This is a genomic window from Spirosoma sordidisoli (assembly GCF_004138325.1).
In the GTDB taxonomy this organism is placed as follows: domain Bacteria; phylum Bacteroidota; class Bacteroidia; order Cytophagales; family Spirosomataceae; genus Spirosoma; species Spirosoma sordidisoli.
Genome location: NZ_SBLB01000006.1, coordinates 102,938 through 119,694, shown reverse-complemented (window position 1 = coordinate 119,694; position 16,757 = coordinate 102,938). Strand labels below are relative to the sequence as shown.

Here is a 16,757-nt window from a genome sequence, read left to right as displayed (position 1 = left end):
TTATTGTGCGTCCAGACAATCGTGAAGCGTGGTAATGTATCGATCGAGGTACGTTGCCACGCTTTTGGCCTTGTATTGAAGAATATAGCGCGGGTGGTCGAGGGTGACGATCCGGTCGAAAAAGCCCTGCTGGTCATTGAGTCGGTGGAGGTAGGTTTCGTTCTTACGCCCCAGACAGACCGCCACGCGCCGATCGTAGCCGAAGCCTGTCTGGGTTCGTACCGCTTCGGTAATGGCGGGCCACAAGGCATCGGTGGTCAGGCGGTCGTCGTAGAAATTGTAGTTTTTCCCGTCTTTGGTGAGGGCCAGCGGGAAGAGCGACGTCAGGAAAAACCGGCCGTAGAAGTCGCCCGCCCCCCCGAACGCATCGACAACCTGATAGATGAACCGACTCGATAGTTCCGGCCGGCGCGACGGACCGGTATCGAGCAGGCTGTTGGCAATGCCGCAGTACCGATCCAGGTTCTGGGGGGTGGTGAAGGATATACCCGTTACGCCCGCGCCAAACCGACCGGGGTTGATGCCGAGCACAAACACCCGCGGGGTCGTGTCGTTGTAGAATTTGCCGTAGAACTCGCTTACGATGGCCTGCACGGCCGGCTCCTGATATGGATTCATAACCCCGAGGCCAGGAGGTAAGTTGGTCGGGGCAGTCAGTGTGTGGTAATACGGAATAGCTCGATCGGCAAAGGTCGTCATGGCCTGGCGAAGTAAGTGAAACAAATCCGGGCCGTTTCGGCAATAGTCCGCTCGGCTTCGGCCGTTGGCAGCCCTTCTACAAAGATCGATAACAAAAACGGCTGATGGGCGTATACGATGCCGACGTCGGCCCGGACGTAGGACAGGGTACCGGTTTTATGGGCAACTACGGTACCCGGTGGCAGCAGCCGGGGTATGGTAAGGGTATCTTCGTTCTGCTTCAGCAGGGTTAGCATCTGCTCACACAGCTCGGGCGTGGCTACCTGCCGGTGGTAGATTTTCTTCAACAGCCTGTTCATCTCCAGGCAGGTTACGTAGTTGTCGCGCCCCTGCCGGGCGGCCAGGGTATCCATCATGACCCGGTTCAGCTGGCTCCTGGGGAGACCGACCGCGCGGATGCGGGCGTTGATGGCGTCCATACCCAGTTCGTTAATGAAAATATTGGTGGCTGTATTGTCGCTGTATACCATCATGAGCCGGAGCAGGTCGCGGTAGGCAATGCGACTGCGGTGCGAATAGGTTTTAAGCACACCATCGCCCCCCACTTTTTCGGCGTCGGTCAGGATATGGATCTCGTCCAGGTCGAGCGTACCGGCTTTGACGCGCTCCATCGCTTCGAGCAGGATCGGTAGCTTAATCACGCTCGCCGACGGAACCCGCTCGTCGGCCCGGTGCGCAAACGAAACCGAACTGTCGGCCAGCGATTCGACCGCCACGCTCACCCGCGCCGACGCAGGTAGTTGTTGCAGATAGGCCGTCAGCCGGTCGGGTAACGGCTGACCCGAAGCCGTCAGTGTCATGCTCAGGAACAAAAACAAAGTCGGGATGGACGTCCCGACTTTAGGTGAACTAGTCATGCGATTAAACGGATGCTGGTTTCGGATTCGCGGTCAACGGTTGTCAGATCAGCACCCGCAGCTATCGTAAATCGTACCGACGCTACGTAGCGAAGCTCCCGACGGGTCATCCCGAATCCCCGTTATTTGATGTTTTTCCGGCGGTTGCGCTGAAAATCTTCGAACATCATGTTGCCCAGCCCCTGTAATCCGCTGTAGTAGGCCCGGCCGTTGTTCACTTTCGTAAACTCCTGCACGAACTGCTTCAGGTAGGGATCGCTGGCAATCATGAACGTGGTGATCGGGATCTCCAGCCGACGGCATTGCGCGGCCAGGGTCAGGGTTTTGCTCACCACTTTCCGATCCAGCCCAAACGAGTTTTTATAATATTTGATGCCTTCCTTCAAACAGGTCGGTTTACCATCGGTAATCATAAAAATCTGCTTGTTCTTATTTTTCCGCCGACGCAGCAGGTCCATTGACAGTTCAAGCCCGGCCACGGTGTTGGTGTGGTAGGGGCCAACCTCCAGGTAGGGCAGGTCTTTAGCCTGAATCTGCCAGGCGTCGTTGCCGAACACCACAATGTCGAGGGTGTCTTTCGGATATTTCATCTTGATCAGTTCGACCAGGGCCAGTGCTACTTTCTTGGCGGGCGTGATGCGGTCTTCACCGTACAGAATCATCGAGTGGCTAATGTCGATCATCAGTACGGTAGAGGTCTGGGTCTTCTGCTCTTTCTCGGTGACCTCCAGATCGCGTTCCATGAGCGTAAACTCCTCAACGCCACTGTTGATCTGCGCGTTTTTGATCGACTCGGTCATCGAGATCTGTTCGAGCGTGTCGCCAAACTGGTAGGTCCGCAGGTCGCTACTCAGCTCGTCGCCGGTGCCGGTAAACGGGGTTTTGTGATTGCCTCCCGACTTGGACCGTTTCAGCTTGCCAAAAATTTCTTCGAGCGCCGATCGCCGGATGGTTTGCTCGCTCTTGGGCGTCATCACGATGCGGCCTTCCTGGTTCTCTTCGGTCAGGTATCCCTTTTCCTTGAGGTCGTCGAAGAAATTGCCGATGCCGTATTTATCGTCGGTCAGGCCGTATTGGCGGTCGAGCTGGCTCATCCACGACATAGCCTGCTCAACGTCGCCGGAGGTCAACAGCAGCAGTTGCTGGAATATGTTGAGGAGCTGATCGAATTTAGAGCCTTCTTTCTGCTCGGGGGGTATGTAGTCGGAAAACTGAAAGCCTTTCATTCGTCTGTTGTTTATGTAGCGACGCGGCCATACCGGCGTCCTGGTTTTCACCTGCTGTAGGCTGCCCCTGTCAGTGGCCTGGCTGGGGCAGGGGTATGTTCCAAGAACAGCGTGGTTCCGCGATTTGTTCGGCATCCGCGAGCCCGTCGGTATATAAATATGACAGGGTTCCGTCACCGCGTACGCGTCCGCACCGGGACGCGTAGTCGGACCACTCGCGCGTCAGCGAAAACCATCCGGACAGGAGACGCAATGGGTTGCGTCTCTACATACCTACACCGTGGTCCGTGTCCTCACGGACCACTCCTGCGTCAGCAAAACCAGCTGAATGTATATTATTTCTTCACCAGGGGGAGTTTTATCTGCGATGGGTACTGGGCGGAGTGGAATACCTGATTATGGGCCACAACTCCTTTGGTCTCATCGTAGTTGTTGCCTCCCGTGTTCATGTTGCGATCGAAACGCGGGAAATTACTGCTCGACACTTCGACCCGTATCCGGTGGCCGGGAGCGAAGAAGTTACTGGTAGCCATGGGGCTAAGGGTGAGTTTATACACGTTTCCTTTCTCCATCATGACCTCCTTGTCGAAACCCTCGCGGTACCGGGCGCGCAGGATCGTTTCGTCCAGGTTGTACGCTTTCCCATCGGGGTATACGTCGATCAGTTTTACAGTAAAGTCAGTGTCTTTCGCGTCGGAGGCCACATAGAGCGTTGTTTCGATGGAGCCGCTCAACTCGACACCGTCGGCGAAGGGCTCGGTGGTATAGACCAGAATATCCTGTCGCGTTTCCATCTGGTGCTGGTCGAAGGCACCGCCCTGCACGGCATTGCCGGTACAGCAGACGTTACCGCCGTACGAGGGCACCGGATAAGCCGGATCGTAGGCGAAGAGGTCGGGCTTGTCGCTTTTGCCGGGGGGCGTCGTGGTCAGTTTGCCATCACCGTATAGACTATTGGCCCGTCCGCCACTGGTCAGGTAATAGGTCGTTGGGGTGGCGTTGGCGGGTGGCCAGCTGTCGGACGTCTGCCATTTATTCGAGCCCATGGTATAATACCGGACGCGGGGGGTGGTTTTGAGCACGTCGTTCGCTTCGCCTTTGAGCCAGTAGTCGAACCAGCCGTAGGTAAGGGCGTCGTAATCGAGCCGGGCGTCGCCTACGCTTCGTTCGCCCACGATGGTGTTGGCGGTGGCACGTTTATAGGCGCAGTGCAGGGTAGGGGCAATGACAAGGTACTGGGCGTCGCGGACTTTAGGGTCTACGGCGTTTTTCCGGACGTGGTTGAACAGCGCCAGGTTGGGGCCCGTCGAGACATCGTACCAGGAAGCAAACCAGTAGCTCGGTACGTTGAACGGCATGTTGTCGTGGTACAAGCCACCCGTGTACCAGGCCGGGTCGTTCGGTTTCCGAACAATCATCTTCTCGTAGATGCCTTTCTGACCATTGGCGTTGCTGATGATGTTCTGTACCGGCAGGTGCTTCAGACCCTGTGCCCAGTCTACTTTCGGCATTTCGGGGGCCATGTCGTAAAACCGCGACACTCGGGCCAGGTCTTCGCTGCTGGCTGTTTTAGGAAAGGTTGGCCGGGCCGCATCGGTCTGAGTGCCGTAGAGCCAGGTAGTGAACAGCATCTGCTGCGCCCCGCCCCGGTACCAGTTGCCCTGTTCCATGAACGGGCCGACGCGACCTACACCGGCGCCAAACCCCATCGGCACCATAGCCGCGTGGGCGGGGTGGGCCAGTGCCGCAACGGCCATCTGCCACTCGGCCGTTGACGAGCAGCCCAGCGTGCCGATCTTTCCGTTCGACCAGGGTTGCTTACTCATCCAGGCGAAGGCATCGTAGCCGTCGGTGGTGGGTGGCCCCAGAATATCCCAGTCGCCTTCGGAGAAGAACTTGCCCCGCTCGTTCTGTACTACATAGGCATAGCCATGTTTTACGGCATCGAGAGCGGCCTGGTATGAGTTCGGCCGCTGCTCGCCGTCGCCCCAGCCGTTAAAGTTGTAAGGGGTTTTGGAGAAAATAATCGGGACGGGCTTATCGGTTTTGGGGCGGTAAATGTCCGTAGCCAGCCGAACCCCGTCGCGCATGGGCATCATGACTTTAGGCTCGATGATGGCCACCGCCTGCAATTGTTTGTAGACGTCTTCCTGCGCCCGGGCGGCCAGAGAAGTCAGCATCAACAGGACGACGTATAATACGGTTGGTAGGCCAGTGGGTAGTTGTGGGGGGCGCATAGGCAGGGGGCGAATGAAACGGTAGAAAGAGGGGTAGCAGCAACCGCGCGACCTGACTGGTCGCGCGGTTGCTGCTACAAAGTAGGAAGAAATACCGCCAGACCTACAACTGAGCCAGTAAATACAGCACCGCCATCCGTACCGCTACGCCATTTTCGACCTGATCGAGAATAATGGAATGGGGCGAGTCGGCTGCGTCGGACGTAAGTTCGACCCCCCGGTTTATAGGGCCCGGGTGCATCAGTACGATGGGTCGGTCCAGTTCGTCGAGCATCTGCCTGGAGATTCCGTAGTACAGCGAATACTCGCGCAGGGATGGGAAATACTTGATCTGCTGCCGCTCCAGCTGAATCCGCAATACGTTGGCCACGTCGCACCAGGCCAGGGCGGCCCGTACGTCATGCCCAACGCGTACGCCCAGGCTTTCGATGTATTTAGGGATCAGCGTTTTAGGGCCGCATACCATAACGTCGGCGCCCTGCTTCTGCAAACAGAAGATGTTCGACAGGGCAACCCGCGAGTGGGTAATGTCGCCGATGATGGCGATGCGTTTGCCGGCTACGTCGCCGAGTTTCTCGCGGATCGAGAACGAGTCGAGCAGGGCCTGGGTGGGGTGTTCGTGGGTACCGTCGCCGGCGTTGACCACGTTGGCTTTGATGTGTTTGGTCAGGTAATGGGGCGCTCCGGGACTGCTATGGCGCATCACGACCATATCGACTTTCATGGCCAGAATGTTGTTGACCGTATCGAGCAGGGTTTCGCCTTTCTTGACCGAACTACCCGAGGCCGAAAAGTTGACGACATCGGCCGAGAGCCGCTTTTCGGCCAGTTCGAACGACAGCCGGGTTCGGGTCGAGTTTTCGAAAAAAACGTTGGCGATCGTCACGTCGCGCAGGGACGGGACTTTCTTGATCGGACGGTTAATGACTTCCTTGAACTGGCCGGCCGTTTCGAGGATCAGGTTGATGTCGGACTCGGTCAGATCTTTGATGCCCACCAGATGGCGGACGCTGAGGGATTGGGCCATGAGGGGTAATGAAGCGGCTAAAATTGGGCAAAGATAAGCGCAAAGCCGTTCTAAACATATGTAGCCAGCGCTAGGGGAGCCAATCCGTAGTCTGACTTCGTAGTAACCAGGAGCTACAACTAGTTTGTGATAATGTGTTCGTACACCTCGCTCACCCTGATTTCGCAGCTGCCAATCGTCACTGTTTGATCGAGCTGTTCCGCAAATGTGTTGAGCCAGTCATGGGTAGTGCCGACACGGGTGTAGAGGTCAAGCCGGACTTGGTCCTGCGATACGCGAACGTACTGTTGTAGCGTATCGATCTGCTTGTAGTTGTACCATTTCATCGTCTCGTCATATTCGCCGGTACTTTCCGAAAGCACTTCAATCAGCACGGTTGGATTTAGCGTGGCGACCATGCGGGGTTTAAATTGGTGGAAGAGGGATTCGCCACAAACCACCATCACGTCGGGATAATAATAATTACCCGTTGGGGGTACGTACAGCATTCGGTCGCTGGGATATACGCGGCAACCACTTCCCTTGAGCGCACTGTGCAATAAAGCAATCAGGTTGGCCACAATCAGACCGTGATTTTCGGACGTGTAAGGCATAAGGCGAATTTCTCCGTCGATGTACTCGTGTTTGCGCACAGATCGTGCTTCAAACGCGAAGTACTGCTCTGGTGTTGCTTTACGGCGACGTTGAGAAATGGCCCCTGGCCTGCGAGACGGTTTGGTTATCTGCATAACAGAAAGGTACCTGGTAGAACAGGAATAAGGTAAATATATGTTTTTTAACTTATTCCACCACCACACAGCTATACCCCGGCACCCGCACCCGGTCGTCGTTGAAGGAGGCACCCTCACGGGTTGCAAAAACAATACAGCGGCACCATTCCTCGTCGGGCGAGAAAACCACCTCAATGGGGTTCGCCGTCAGGTTATGTACCAGCAACACCCGCCCGCCCGTAGCCGACTTGCGGATAAACGCCACGACGCCCCGTTGCCGGATTCCGGTCTGCTCCAGCCGGCTCAGGTTGTCGTTCAGCACGGCGTGGGCGTTCCGATACTGAATCAGCCGTTTATAGTGGCAGAACAGCGAGTCGGCGTCGGTTTGCTGACGGGCCAGGGGCTTTATGGCTTTGCTGGTGCTGTAGCGGCCCCGTTGCCAGTAGGTGCGTTGTTTGTCGAGGTCACGGGTGTTCCACAGAAATGGCTCGCGGATGAACTCGTCGGGTTTGCGGCCCAGCATCCCAATTTCTTCGCCGTAGTACAGATATGGATTACCGGGCAGGGTGAGCAGCAGATTAGCGGCCACTTTCAGATGGTTCGTATTGGCCCGCAGGGTGCTGCCGATGCGTTCCTGGTCGTGATTCGACAGGATCAGCGCGTCGATGAAGTCGGGGCTGACGTGTTCGTAGGCGCCCTGTACGTGGTCCAGAAATTCGATCAGGTCTTCGGTATCGTCTTCCTGCCGGATAACTTCGGCCAGTGACAGCGCAAAATCGAAGTTGAACGTAGCGTGCAGACCGCGGTAGTAGGGCGCTACCCGTTCGGGGCGGGTCCATACTTCACCGATCAGGTGCATGTCTGGCTTCACCGCCGTCATCTCCTGACGAAACTCTTCCCAGAACTGGTGATTTTTCGGCTCTTCGAATTCGCGGTACAGGTGGCGGGCCGCGTCGAGCCGGAACCCGTCGACGCCCACCTCGGTAAGCCAGTAGCGGCCAATGCGGAATACCTCCTCGCGCAGGGGCCGGTGCTCAAAATTCAGATCGGGCATACCCTGCCAGAACATGCCATAATACCGTTCGGGGTAGGCAGCGCCCGGTACCGCATGCCAGGGGTTGCGTTCGCCCGAGTCGGCCGTAATGTCGCGGGTGGCCAGGTTGCGGGCTTTGATCTCGGCCGGCGTGAGCCATTTGTAGTAGGGCCAGTAGGGATTGTCAGGTCCTTTGCGGGCTTCCTGAAACCAGTGGTGCTGGGTGCTGGTGTGGTGCAGGACCAGATCGATCAGTACGGCAATGTTTCGTTTGTGGGCTTCGGCAATCAGCCGCCGGAAGTCATCCATCGTGCCGTATTCCGGATCGATGCCGTAATAGTCCGTAACGTCGTATTTGTGGTAGCTGGGCGAGGGGCTGATGGGCATGAGCCAGATGGCCGATACGCCCAGATCCTGTAAATAATCGAGATTGTTGGTAACGCCGTTGAGATCGCCGATGCCGTCGCCGTTAGAGTCGGCAAAGGAACGGACAAAGATTTCATAATGGACGCCGGTATGTCCGATGGGGCGGGCGTGGGGCAAACGATGGTGGAGTAACGCTTCGGTCATATGCAAACAAAAGTATCGCCCTTATCCGGTCCGTACCACTGGGAACATCACGAACAAAGGCGATAGTATAACGGCAAACCGCTGCGTGGGGTTATTTTTTTGTCAGCTTGTAGGTCTGTCGGCTGGCGTTGGTCAGGTCGAGCTGGATGTCGTAGATACCGGCTTTCACCGTGATGTTACCACCTCCTTTTTCCAGGATACCATCGGCGTTACTGTCGCCCAGGTTTTCGTCCCATTTGTTGTTCTGACGGAATTTGATCTCGCCATCTTTCAGCGTTACCTTACTAAGCGTCCAGATACCTTCTTCCACAAAGCTGGGCTGAAACTGAGCATCCGGACCGTCCCAGCCTTTGGGGGCCGCGCTGCCGACCAGCCCCCAGGCGTTAAAGGGCTCGATGGTGTATTTGAGACCCGTCGGTTTGAAATCGGCCGTGACGAGGTAGGTACCTGCCTTCACGGCAATGTTATCGCCCCCTTCTTTCAGCGTACCGGCCGCACCCCCGTAATTGACGGTCCAGGCGTTGTTCTGCCGGAACTTGATGTCGCCATCCTTGAGCGTTACCACCGCCCGCCACTGGTCGGTAGAGGGATCGTAGACAAAAGGCGCGTCGGGACCGTCCCAGCCGTTGGGAGCGGCACTGCCTACAATACCCCACGAGAACGGCTCAATGGCATAGGTCAGCGCGGTCATGTTGATGGTAACGCGGTAGTTACCTGCTTTCACCACGATGTTATCGCCCCCAGCTTTCAGCGTGCCGCCGGTGCCGCCGTAGTTTACGTCCCATTTGTTGTCCTGCCGTATCTTGATTTCCCCATCGGTCAGGGTTACGTAGGCCACGAACACGTTGTTCTGGTCGGTTTTGTAGAAGGGCTGATCGGGGCCATCCCAGCTGTTGGCGGTAGCGCTGCCGACCAGTCCCCAGGTGCTGCTCAGGTCCAGCTTGTCCAGGTAAGGCGTTGCTTTTACGCTGCTCACGGCCGACATCAGTACCGCGCCGGGACCCAGGTCCGACTGTACTTTCAGATCGATATCGGCGGCCGTACCGGCTACCAGCCCCAGCTTCAGCAACATAGGATTCAGCTCCGACGCTTTAAACGTTTTTCGAAGCTCGCTACCCGTCGATACCGTAATGGCGTTGGTGAAGTCGCCCCCTTTTTTATCCATCAGGATAGTGTAGGCCGCCGGGGCATTGAAGCCGTAGTCGGGTTTCGCCCACGATACGGTCAGCGCGTCCTGGTCGGCATTCTCTTTGGTCAGCACGACCGTTGGCGAGGAGAGCGTCACTACGGGAGCTGAACCGGGGTTCAGAACCGCCCGCACGTCTTCTTTCTCGCACGCCCCCAGCGTCAGTAACACCATGCCCATGACGAGCAGATTGTAAAACCGTGTTTTCATAAAAATGACTGATTATCAAGAGTTGGTCATCGATTCGGGACATAACCCATCCTGAATCGATGACCAGCACCTGGTTTAGTAGCCTGTATTCTGTTTCAGATTTGGATTGGCAATAAGGTCGGCCGCGGGCAGCGGGAAAACAGTACGGAACGACTCGACGGCCCGTCCGGCTTTTACGCCCCCTTTGAATGGCCAGAGGTACGTAGCTTCGGTGAAGCGGCCGTAGCGGATGAGGTCGGTTCGGCGGTGGCCTTCCCAATACAGTTCACGGGCGCGCTCCGACAGAATGAAGTCGAGGGTCAGGGCCGTGGCTGTGATGTTGCCCGTCGTGCCCTTGTAGGCCCGCTGACGAAGCAGGTTCACGTAGGTCAGCGCCGTAGCTGCGTCGCCCCCCGTACCGCCCCGCAGTACCGCTTCGGCGTACATCAGATAGACATCGGCCAGCCGGAAGAGCGGGAAGTCCGTATCGGGGAAGTTCCCTTCAACGTCAGAGCCGGGCTGGCCAGCCGAGGTTACGTTCTTGAATTTGGTAATGGCATAGCCGTCTTCAAACTTGTTCAGCACCTCGTTGATTTCCAGATTCTGGCCATCGGTGAAGAACAGTGCCCGCGTGTCGGTCCGGCCCGAGGGGTCGGCAAACGAGTCAACCAGTCCTTTGGTAGTACGCAGACCGGCCCAGCCGCTGTTAATCCCGAAGCTGGTCGGACTCATCTTGCCGCCCACAGCCGCGTGAACTAGGAATGTCATGCCTCCGTAGGTTTTGGTCCGGGTACCGTCGAAGGTGACGGGCAGGATAATCTCGCGCGAGCTGCCATTATCGGCCAGGAAGAGCTTGCTGTAGTCGGCGTCGAGGGCGTAGGCGTTCGATTGGATCACCTTGTTGGCATACGTCACGGCGTCGGTATAGCGGGCGGTGCCGGTGTAGACCTGCGCGTTCAGGTACAGTTTGGCCAGCAGGGTCCAGGCCGCTGCCCGGTCGGCCCGGCCGTATTCCGCAGCGCGGGGCGCGGCCATCTCTTCTTCGATGGCTTTCAGCTCGGTTTCAACGTAGGTGAACAGCTCGGCCCGGCTGATCTGGCGCGGCTGGAACGACCCCACCGCATCGGTTTCGGTCACGAAGGGTACGCTGCCGAACAGGTCGATGGCGTGCGTATAGGCCAGGGCGCGCAGAAAACGAGCTTCGGCCCGGAACGTTCTGGCGTCGGTAGCGGCCTGGCCCGTAATACCGCGTTCGGCCAGTTTGGCGTCGGTGGTTTCGCGGATGAACTCATTGGTAGCGGTGACCATGTAGAAAATCCGGTTGTACATGGCCGTGATGAACTCATTGCTCGACGACCAGTTCATGTTGTGGTAGTCGGGGAGCGACCCGTCGTTCCAGCCGATAACGGCTTCGTCGGTCGTCAGCTCCTGGGCTTTCCAGTACTGACGCAGGTAGTTGGAGAACCCTTCGTCAATGCCGGCAATATCGGGTTTGCCCGCCGGGCCCTGCTGCCCGCTCACGGCCAGAACGGCGTAGAGTTTGGCCAGTACCTGTTTGTAGTTGGCCGGGTCTTTATATACCGACGCCGACGTGACGTCGTAGACCGGTTGCCGGTCGAGGTCCTGTAGGCAGGAGGCTGCCGTGAGCAGCAAAGCGGCCAGAACACCGGTTTTTGTGATGGATGTAAGTACGTTCATAGCTCTGTAGTACAGCCGACGGATTGACTGCAAGCCGTCGGCTGTGGATTAGAAATCGAGATTGAGACCGGCCGAGATGATGCGGGGGCGGGGGTACAGGTTGTTGTCGATACCACCCGACACTTCCGGATCGAGACCTGTGTAGTTGGTGATCACGAAGACGTTCTGCGCCGTAGCCGACAGCCGCAGGTTCATGCCTTTGCCGGGGCGGTTGCTCACCTTACCGAAGTTGTAACCCAGGTTGAAGTTGTCCATCCGCAGGAACGAGCCGTTCTCTACGTAGTAGTCCGAGAAATACTGATTGTTGACGAAACCGGTTTCGAGCACGTTCGGTGAGCCGTTGGCGTTGAAGCCCAGCGCGTTGGTGAAGTTGCGGTAGGCGCCGTAGTTCGAGCGGACGTTGTTGTACACGTAGTTGCCGATGTTGCCCCGCAGCACAAAACCCGCGCTGAACTTGCCGTAGGTGTACTGGCTCGTAAACCCAAGGAATATCTTCGGGTTGGCCGACTGATAGCGGTAGCGGTCGTCGATGGTGATCTTGCCGTCGCCGGTGGTTTCGCCGTTACGGCCGCGGTCTACATAAACCCCTTCCAGCGGTTTGCCCGATGCGTCGTATACCTGCTGATACACAAAGAACGAGTTGGTCGGGAAGCCTACGGTCTGGATCTGTACCGTGTTGCCGGTTCCGCCCGTGATGCCACCCACCAGCACCCCCGGATCATTCGGGCTTGGTACTTTGCTCAGGTTGGTGATCTTGTTCTGGTTGTAGGTGATGTTGAAGCCTACGTCGAGGTTGTGGCGCTCGTTCCGAACGGGGTTGGTGTTGATTGTGAATTCTACCCCTTTGTTTTCCAGATTACCCACGTTGGTCAGGATCTGGTTGGTCAGGTTCGAGCCGGCCGGTACGGGAATGGTCGCCAGCAGGTCTTTGGTTGTCTTCTGATACACGTCGATGCTACCCGAGATCCGGCCGTCGAAGAAGGCGTAGTCGATGGCTGCGTTGAGGGCCTGGGTTTCTTCCCACTTCAGGTTGGCGTCATACCCTTCGGCCCGGAGCGTCCGGTAAAACGAATTGCCGAACTGATACTGAGCCGTCAGGTCGCTGAGGGTGTAGCGCGGCAGGTACGGGTAGTCGCTCAGGCCCGAGGGCAGATCCTGCTGACCCGTGACCCCGTAGCCGATGCGCAGTTTCAGCGCCGACAGGGCTTTGGCGCCCTGCAGGAACGACTCTTCTTTGATGTTCCAGGCAAAACCCGCCGATGGGAACCAGCCCCAGCGCGTTTCGGGGCTGAACCGCGAGGTTGCATCCCGGCGCAGGGTGGCCGTCAGCGTATAGCGATCCTTGAAGGTATAGTTGGCCCGTCCGAAAAAGGCCAGCAGCGTATACTGGGTCTCGAACGGAACGCCGGCGGGCGTAAACTCCGTACCGTTGGCCGTCAGCTCCGGAAAGCTCGGGCTCTTCCGGATGAAATCCTGGTACGAGTACCCGGCCGTGACATCGACCCGGCTCGACACGCTGCGCAGGTCTTTGACGTAGTTCAGGTAAAACTCCAGGGTTTTGTTATCGCGGGTCTGCGCCGACTGGCTGCTCTGACCACCGCGGTTAAACTGCAGGGCTGCATCGGCCGGTACGAAAATCGTTCCCGTCGACGAGGAGAGGTCGTAGCCCAGGTTCAGGTTGGCGCGCAGCTCGGGCAGGAAGTGGAATTTATAGTCGAACTGAACGTTACCGATGCTCCGTTTTACCGTGGTCAGGTCCTGCTTCTGCATCAGCAGGCCCAGCGGGTTACGCGTGGCCTGGGTATTGGGCCGGCCCGTAGCCGGGTCGAGCCACTCGAAGAAACCGCCGTAGGTGTCCTGGCCGCTATAAACGGGCTGCGTGGGGTCGAACGCCACGGCCGCACCAATGGCGCCCTGATCGGCAAATACGTTGTTGATGATCGACCCTTTCAGGTTGACGTCTACGCGCAGGTGGTTGTTGAAGAAGCGGGGCGAGAGACCCAGCGATCCCGAAAAACGCTCGAAATTGGAGGTTTTCAGAATCCCGTTCTGGTTCAGGTAGCCAAACGAAGCCCGGAACGGCATGTTCTTCACCGAGCCGGTAACCGATGCGTTGTAGTCGCCACTGAGGGCGGTCTGGTAGATCTGATCCTGCCAGTTGGTATTCGCGGTGCCGAGCAGGGCCTGCTGAGCCGCATTACCGGTCTGCCCGATGACATCGCGGAACTGGTCGGCCGACAGCACCGGCACCTGATTGACCAGCTGCGATACGGAGCCGAGCGCGCTCACGCTCACCCGAAGCTGATCGCCCTGCCGTCCTTTTTTGGTCGTGATCAGAATAACCCCGTTGGCTGCGCGGGCGCCGTAGATAGCCGCTGCCGATGCATCTTTCAGAACCGTAAAGGTTTCGATATCCTGCGGGTTGATCAGGCTCAGGGCGTTCGATGCCCCACTGATGTTGGTGTTATCGACCGGTACGCCGTCAATAACTACGAGCGGGTCGTTGCTTGCGTTCAGCGACGAACCGCCCCGGATGCGGATGGTACTCCCCCCGCCGGGCTGACCGCTGGGGGGCGTAATGCTGACCCCGGCCAGTTTACCTGCCACGAGTTGTTCGGGATTGACAATGTTGCCCTTCTGAAATTCTTCGGCCGATATAGAGGTAATGGCGCCGGTCAGGTCTTTCCGGCGCTGGGTACCGTACCCCACCACGACGACTTCCTGCAACGATTTGGAATCGTCGGCCAGGACCACATCGACGGCGGTGCGGTTACCGACCAGCACCTCCTGCGGGGTTTTTCCGATAAAGCTAAAGATCAGCGCCGACCCTGCCGGTACGTTGGTCAGTTGATAGGAGCCATCGGCATTGGTCTGCGTACCCCGGTTGGTACCTTTTACCTGTACCGTAACCCCGGGGAGCGGGACACCGTCGGCCTCCTTAACGACCCCCGTCAGGGTTACCCCCTGCGCGAGTACTGATGCGTGAATGCCGACGGATAACAGCGCGATGACGACCAGCCGCCAGAGCGAAGCTGATCGAGCATCCCGTCGAAACCTTTGTGAAAAGAGTTTCATCATTGGGTTGATTTACAATGGTTTAATACACTTGATTTATTGACCGAAGCAGCTGTTTCAGTCAACTTTATCTGACAAAAGTACCATTGCCTCTCCCCGCTGTCGTTCCACTTTCGGAATGTGTTAAGAAACTTTAAAATTATTTATAATAAACTGTAAACCAGTAGATTATATATGAAAAAAAGAACGTGCCATTTTACAAAAATGGCACGTTGATAGAACAGTCAGTCGATAAAATTGGGCAATATTGATCCGATTCGCACTACAAAGGCTGCTCTTCGCTGGCCATCTGGAAATAGTCCTTCGGCGTTTGGTGGGTTAGCTTTTTGAACGCCCGGTTAAAGGCCGATTTGGAGTTGAACCCTACGTCGAACGCCAGGCTGAGCAGGGTGTGCTGACGGCTGCGGGGGTCGTCCATGCGTTGCTTGAACTCCTCTACCCGGTACTGGTTGACATAGTCGAAGAAGTTCTTGCCGAAGCCTTCATTGATGACTTTCGACAGCACATGCGGGGGGATTTTCAAGCCGCTGGCCAGCTCATGGATGGTCAGGTTCGGGTTCGTGTAAGGTTTGTGGTCGCGCATGTAGGCTTCCAGGCTGTCGCGATATTTCGGGAGGTCGAACGCCGAAGCGGGCTTGTGGGTGCCGGGCCGCTGGTCTGCATCGACGGCGGCTACCGGTATCGGCAGGCTATCCTGCTCGAAGGCTGGCTCGGGAGCGGGCTCGTTCAGGGGGTGTACCACATCCTCGAAAAAGCTGACGGGGGGCGCGTCGGCCAGCCGGGGTTGGGGCATCTTGAAGATCTCCGGCTGGTGAACGGCCACGTAGCCCAGAAAATAGATGATGGTCGAGAAGGCCAGCCAGATGGTGTCTACGCTCCCTTCGGCCAGCACCAGCACATCGAACGGCATCAGCCGGCTGACCAGTACCAACCCGTACAGGAAGGTCCAGAGCGTCAGGCAAACGGCCTGGATGATAAGGACCGTGTTGAGGTATTCGAGGTTCTGCTCGTACGATACGCTGGTCTGGTAATGGGTTTTGTAGGCCCGGATGGTTCGGCGGCAGCTCAGCCAGTAAACCGCGTTGAAAACCAGCGCGAGAAAACCCGTAACCAGAAACAGCCCCCGCAGCACCGGGTCCTGGTTGACAATCCGGAGCTGGAACATTTTACTCTCCATCAGGAAGTAGGGCAGGTACGCCAGAAACTGAATGGCCACCGGAATAAAGTGATAGGCCCAGCGCCGGTTGGGTAACCCCGCATCGAACAGGAGCCGGCGGATGTAGAAATAGAACAGCGGAGCGTACAGAAACCAGATAAAGTCCGGCACCAGCAGGAGTTTGGTATAGGCCTGCGCTACATCGCGGTAGCCACTGATAACCTTCAGCAGAATGAACAGCGATGAACTGCCGATCAGGACCACCAGCCAGCGGTTGGCAACGCGGTTGTAGTTCTGAATACTCGGAATGGCAATGAGCAGCAGCAGCCCCTGAAAGCACGAAAACAGCATCAGCAGGTCGTATACCGAGTAAAACTGGAAGGTACTGGTGAGGTCTTCCCAGCTCTGAATCGTTACCTCGATGTCCTGGTTGCCGGTTTCGGTGCGGGTTACTGTCCGGTTTGGGCGTGATTTTCCCGATTCGCGGCCTTCTACGGCATCCCAGCTGCCCCGGGTAAACTTGTACTCGAGCAGGGGCGCGTCGCTATAGACCGTGACGCGGAAGGTACCGTCGGCCTGCCGCTGGAGTTTGTAGCGCGCATCATGCGGATTCCAGCGGTTAAACGAGCCGGTAATGTAGAGCGTGGCGTCTTCCGGGGTGTTGGCCGGTACCTCCGTCACCACAAAGCGGTACATGGGTTTCTGTTCCCAGCCTTCGATACGTACCCGGACAAAAGCCGGGCCCGCCTGCGTTCGTTCAAAAACCCGGTTGGCCACGGCCCGGCCGTCGCTGTCGCCCTCGGTCAGCGACCAGTTGCCCTGGGTAAACTTGTACTCGAACCGGCGCAGCGTATCGGGTAAGGTGATGGCGTAGGTACCGTTGTTCTGCCGACGGAGCGCAAATCGGGGGTCGCCGGGGTTCCAGTTGTTGAACTCGCCGGCAATAAACAGGCCCGATGCCGTTGGCGACAGCGCCGGGTACTCCGACACCTCTACCCGAACCTGAGCCGACGCCGTAAGAGCCAGCATCCAGAAGAACGCCAGAAAAAGACCAAATCGGGTCATGTAATAGACTGTTATACCGTCCTGCCCGG

General features: G+C 57.4%; 11 protein-coding genes. All 11 read right to left on the bottom strand.

The annotated features are described in order from the left end of the window. The 11 genes from EQG79_RS20845 to EQG79_RS20795 all read right to left on the bottom strand — a co-directional run bounded on the left by EQG79_RS20845 (position 1) and on the right by EQG79_RS20795 (position 16,728). Positions 1-699 (bottom strand): uracil-DNA glycosylase family protein, encoded by a 699-nt coding sequence (locus EQG79_RS20845; RefSeq protein WP_077921194.1) that lies wholly within the window; start codon positions 697-699, stop codon positions 1-3. Then, positions 696-1,556, bottom strand: a complete 861-nt coding sequence (locus EQG79_RS20840) for a serine hydrolase (protein WP_129603695.1) — start codon at positions 1,554-1,556, stop codon at positions 696-698. Before EQG79_RS20840 ends, EQG79_RS20845 begins: the two co-directional genes overlap by 4 nt. 122 nt (positions 1,557-1,678) lie before the next feature. Next, positions 1,679-2,782 carry a vWA domain-containing protein gene (locus tag EQG79_RS20835; RefSeq protein WP_077921192.1) on the bottom strand — a complete coding sequence of 368 codons (1,104 nt, stop codon included), beginning with the start codon at positions 2,780-2,782 and terminating at the stop codon, positions 1,679-1,681. A 335-nt stretch (positions 2,783-3,117) separates the two neighbouring features. Beyond that, positions 3,118-4,962: a CocE/NonD family hydrolase gene (locus tag EQG79_RS20830; RefSeq protein WP_240699410.1), complete on the bottom strand. Its 1,845-nt coding sequence runs from the start codon at positions 4,960-4,962 to the stop codon at positions 3,118-3,120. A 160-nt stretch (positions 4,963-5,122) separates the two neighbouring features. Continuing rightward, entirely contained in the window at positions 5,123-6,046 is a 924-nt protein-coding gene (locus tag EQG79_RS20825) for an aspartate carbamoyltransferase catalytic subunit (RefSeq protein ID WP_077921190.1), read from the bottom strand. Between the two features lie 119 nt (positions 6,047-6,165). After that, on the bottom strand, positions 6,166-6,774 hold the full coding sequence (locus tag EQG79_RS20820) for a Uma2 family endonuclease (protein WP_129603691.1): 609 nt from the start codon (positions 6,772-6,774) through the stop codon (positions 6,166-6,168). Between the two features lie 52 nt (positions 6,775-6,826). Next, complete coding sequence (locus EQG79_RS20815; protein ID WP_129603690.1) at positions 6,827-8,359, bottom strand: alpha-amylase family glycosyl hydrolase; 1,533 nt, start codon at positions 8,357-8,359, stop codon at positions 6,827-6,829. Between the two features lie 91 nt (positions 8,360-8,450). Continuing rightward, positions 8,451-9,755: a SusE domain-containing protein gene (locus EQG79_RS20810; RefSeq protein ID WP_129603689.1), complete on the bottom strand. Its 1,305-nt coding sequence runs from the start codon at positions 9,753-9,755 to the stop codon at positions 8,451-8,453. Positions 9,756-9,830: 75 nt separating this feature from the next. Then, positions 9,831-11,432, bottom strand: a complete 1,602-nt coding sequence (locus tag EQG79_RS20805; RefSeq protein WP_077921186.1) for a RagB/SusD family nutrient uptake outer membrane protein — start codon at positions 11,430-11,432, stop codon at positions 9,831-9,833. 48 nt (positions 11,433-11,480) lie between these two features. Further along, entirely contained in the window at positions 11,481-14,510 is a 3,030-nt protein-coding gene (locus EQG79_RS20800) for a SusC/RagA family TonB-linked outer membrane protein (RefSeq protein ID WP_240699409.1), read from the bottom strand. A gap of 259 nt (positions 14,511-14,769) precedes the next feature. Continuing rightward, positions 14,770-16,728, bottom strand: coding sequence for a helix-turn-helix domain-containing protein (locus EQG79_RS20795; RefSeq protein ID WP_129603688.1), 1,959 nt, complete (start codon positions 16,726-16,728; stop codon positions 14,770-14,772). Between the last annotated feature and the right edge of the window lie 29 nt (positions 16,729-16,757).

What these genes read in the sequence shown, in the direction of transcription:
- EQG79_RS20830 (WP_240699410.1), bottom strand. Translation starts at nt 4,962, where the DNA reads ATGCTGACTTCTCTGGCCGCCCGGGCGCAGGAAGACGTCTACAAACAA.
- EQG79_RS20795 (WP_129603688.1), bottom strand. Translation starts at nt 16,728, where the DNA reads ATGACCCGATTTGGTCTTTTTCTGGCGTTCTTCTGGATGCTGGCTCTT.
- EQG79_RS20845 (WP_077921194.1), bottom strand. Translation starts at nt 699, where the DNA reads ATGACGACCTTTGCCGATCGAGCTATTCCGTATTACCACACACTGACT.
- EQG79_RS20840 (WP_129603695.1), bottom strand. Translation starts at nt 1,556, where the DNA reads ATGACTAGTTCACCTAAAGTCGGGACGTCCATCCCGACTTTGTTTTTG.
- EQG79_RS20820 (WP_129603691.1), bottom strand. Translation starts at nt 6,774, where the DNA reads ATGCAGATAACCAAACCGTCTCGCAGGCCAGGGGCCATTTCTCAACGT.
- EQG79_RS20800 (WP_240699409.1), bottom strand. Translation starts at nt 14,510, where the DNA reads ATGATGAAACTCTTTTCACAAAGGTTTCGACGGGATGCTCGATCAGCT.
- EQG79_RS20810 (WP_129603689.1), bottom strand. Translation starts at nt 9,755, where the DNA reads ATGAAAACACGGTTTTACAATCTGCTCGTCATGGGCATGGTGTTACTG.
- EQG79_RS20835 (WP_077921192.1), bottom strand. Translation starts at nt 2,782, where the DNA reads ATGAAAGGCTTTCAGTTTTCCGACTACATACCCCCCGAGCAGAAAGAA.
- EQG79_RS20825 (WP_077921190.1), bottom strand. Translation starts at nt 6,046, where the DNA reads ATGGCCCAATCCCTCAGCGTCCGCCATCTGGTGGGCATCAAAGATCTG.
- EQG79_RS20805 (WP_077921186.1), bottom strand. Translation starts at nt 11,432, where the DNA reads ATGAACGTACTTACATCCATCACAAAAACCGGTGTTCTGGCCGCTTTG.
- EQG79_RS20815 (WP_129603690.1), bottom strand. Translation starts at nt 8,359, where the DNA reads ATGACCGAAGCGTTACTCCACCATCGTTTGCCCCACGCCCGCCCCATC.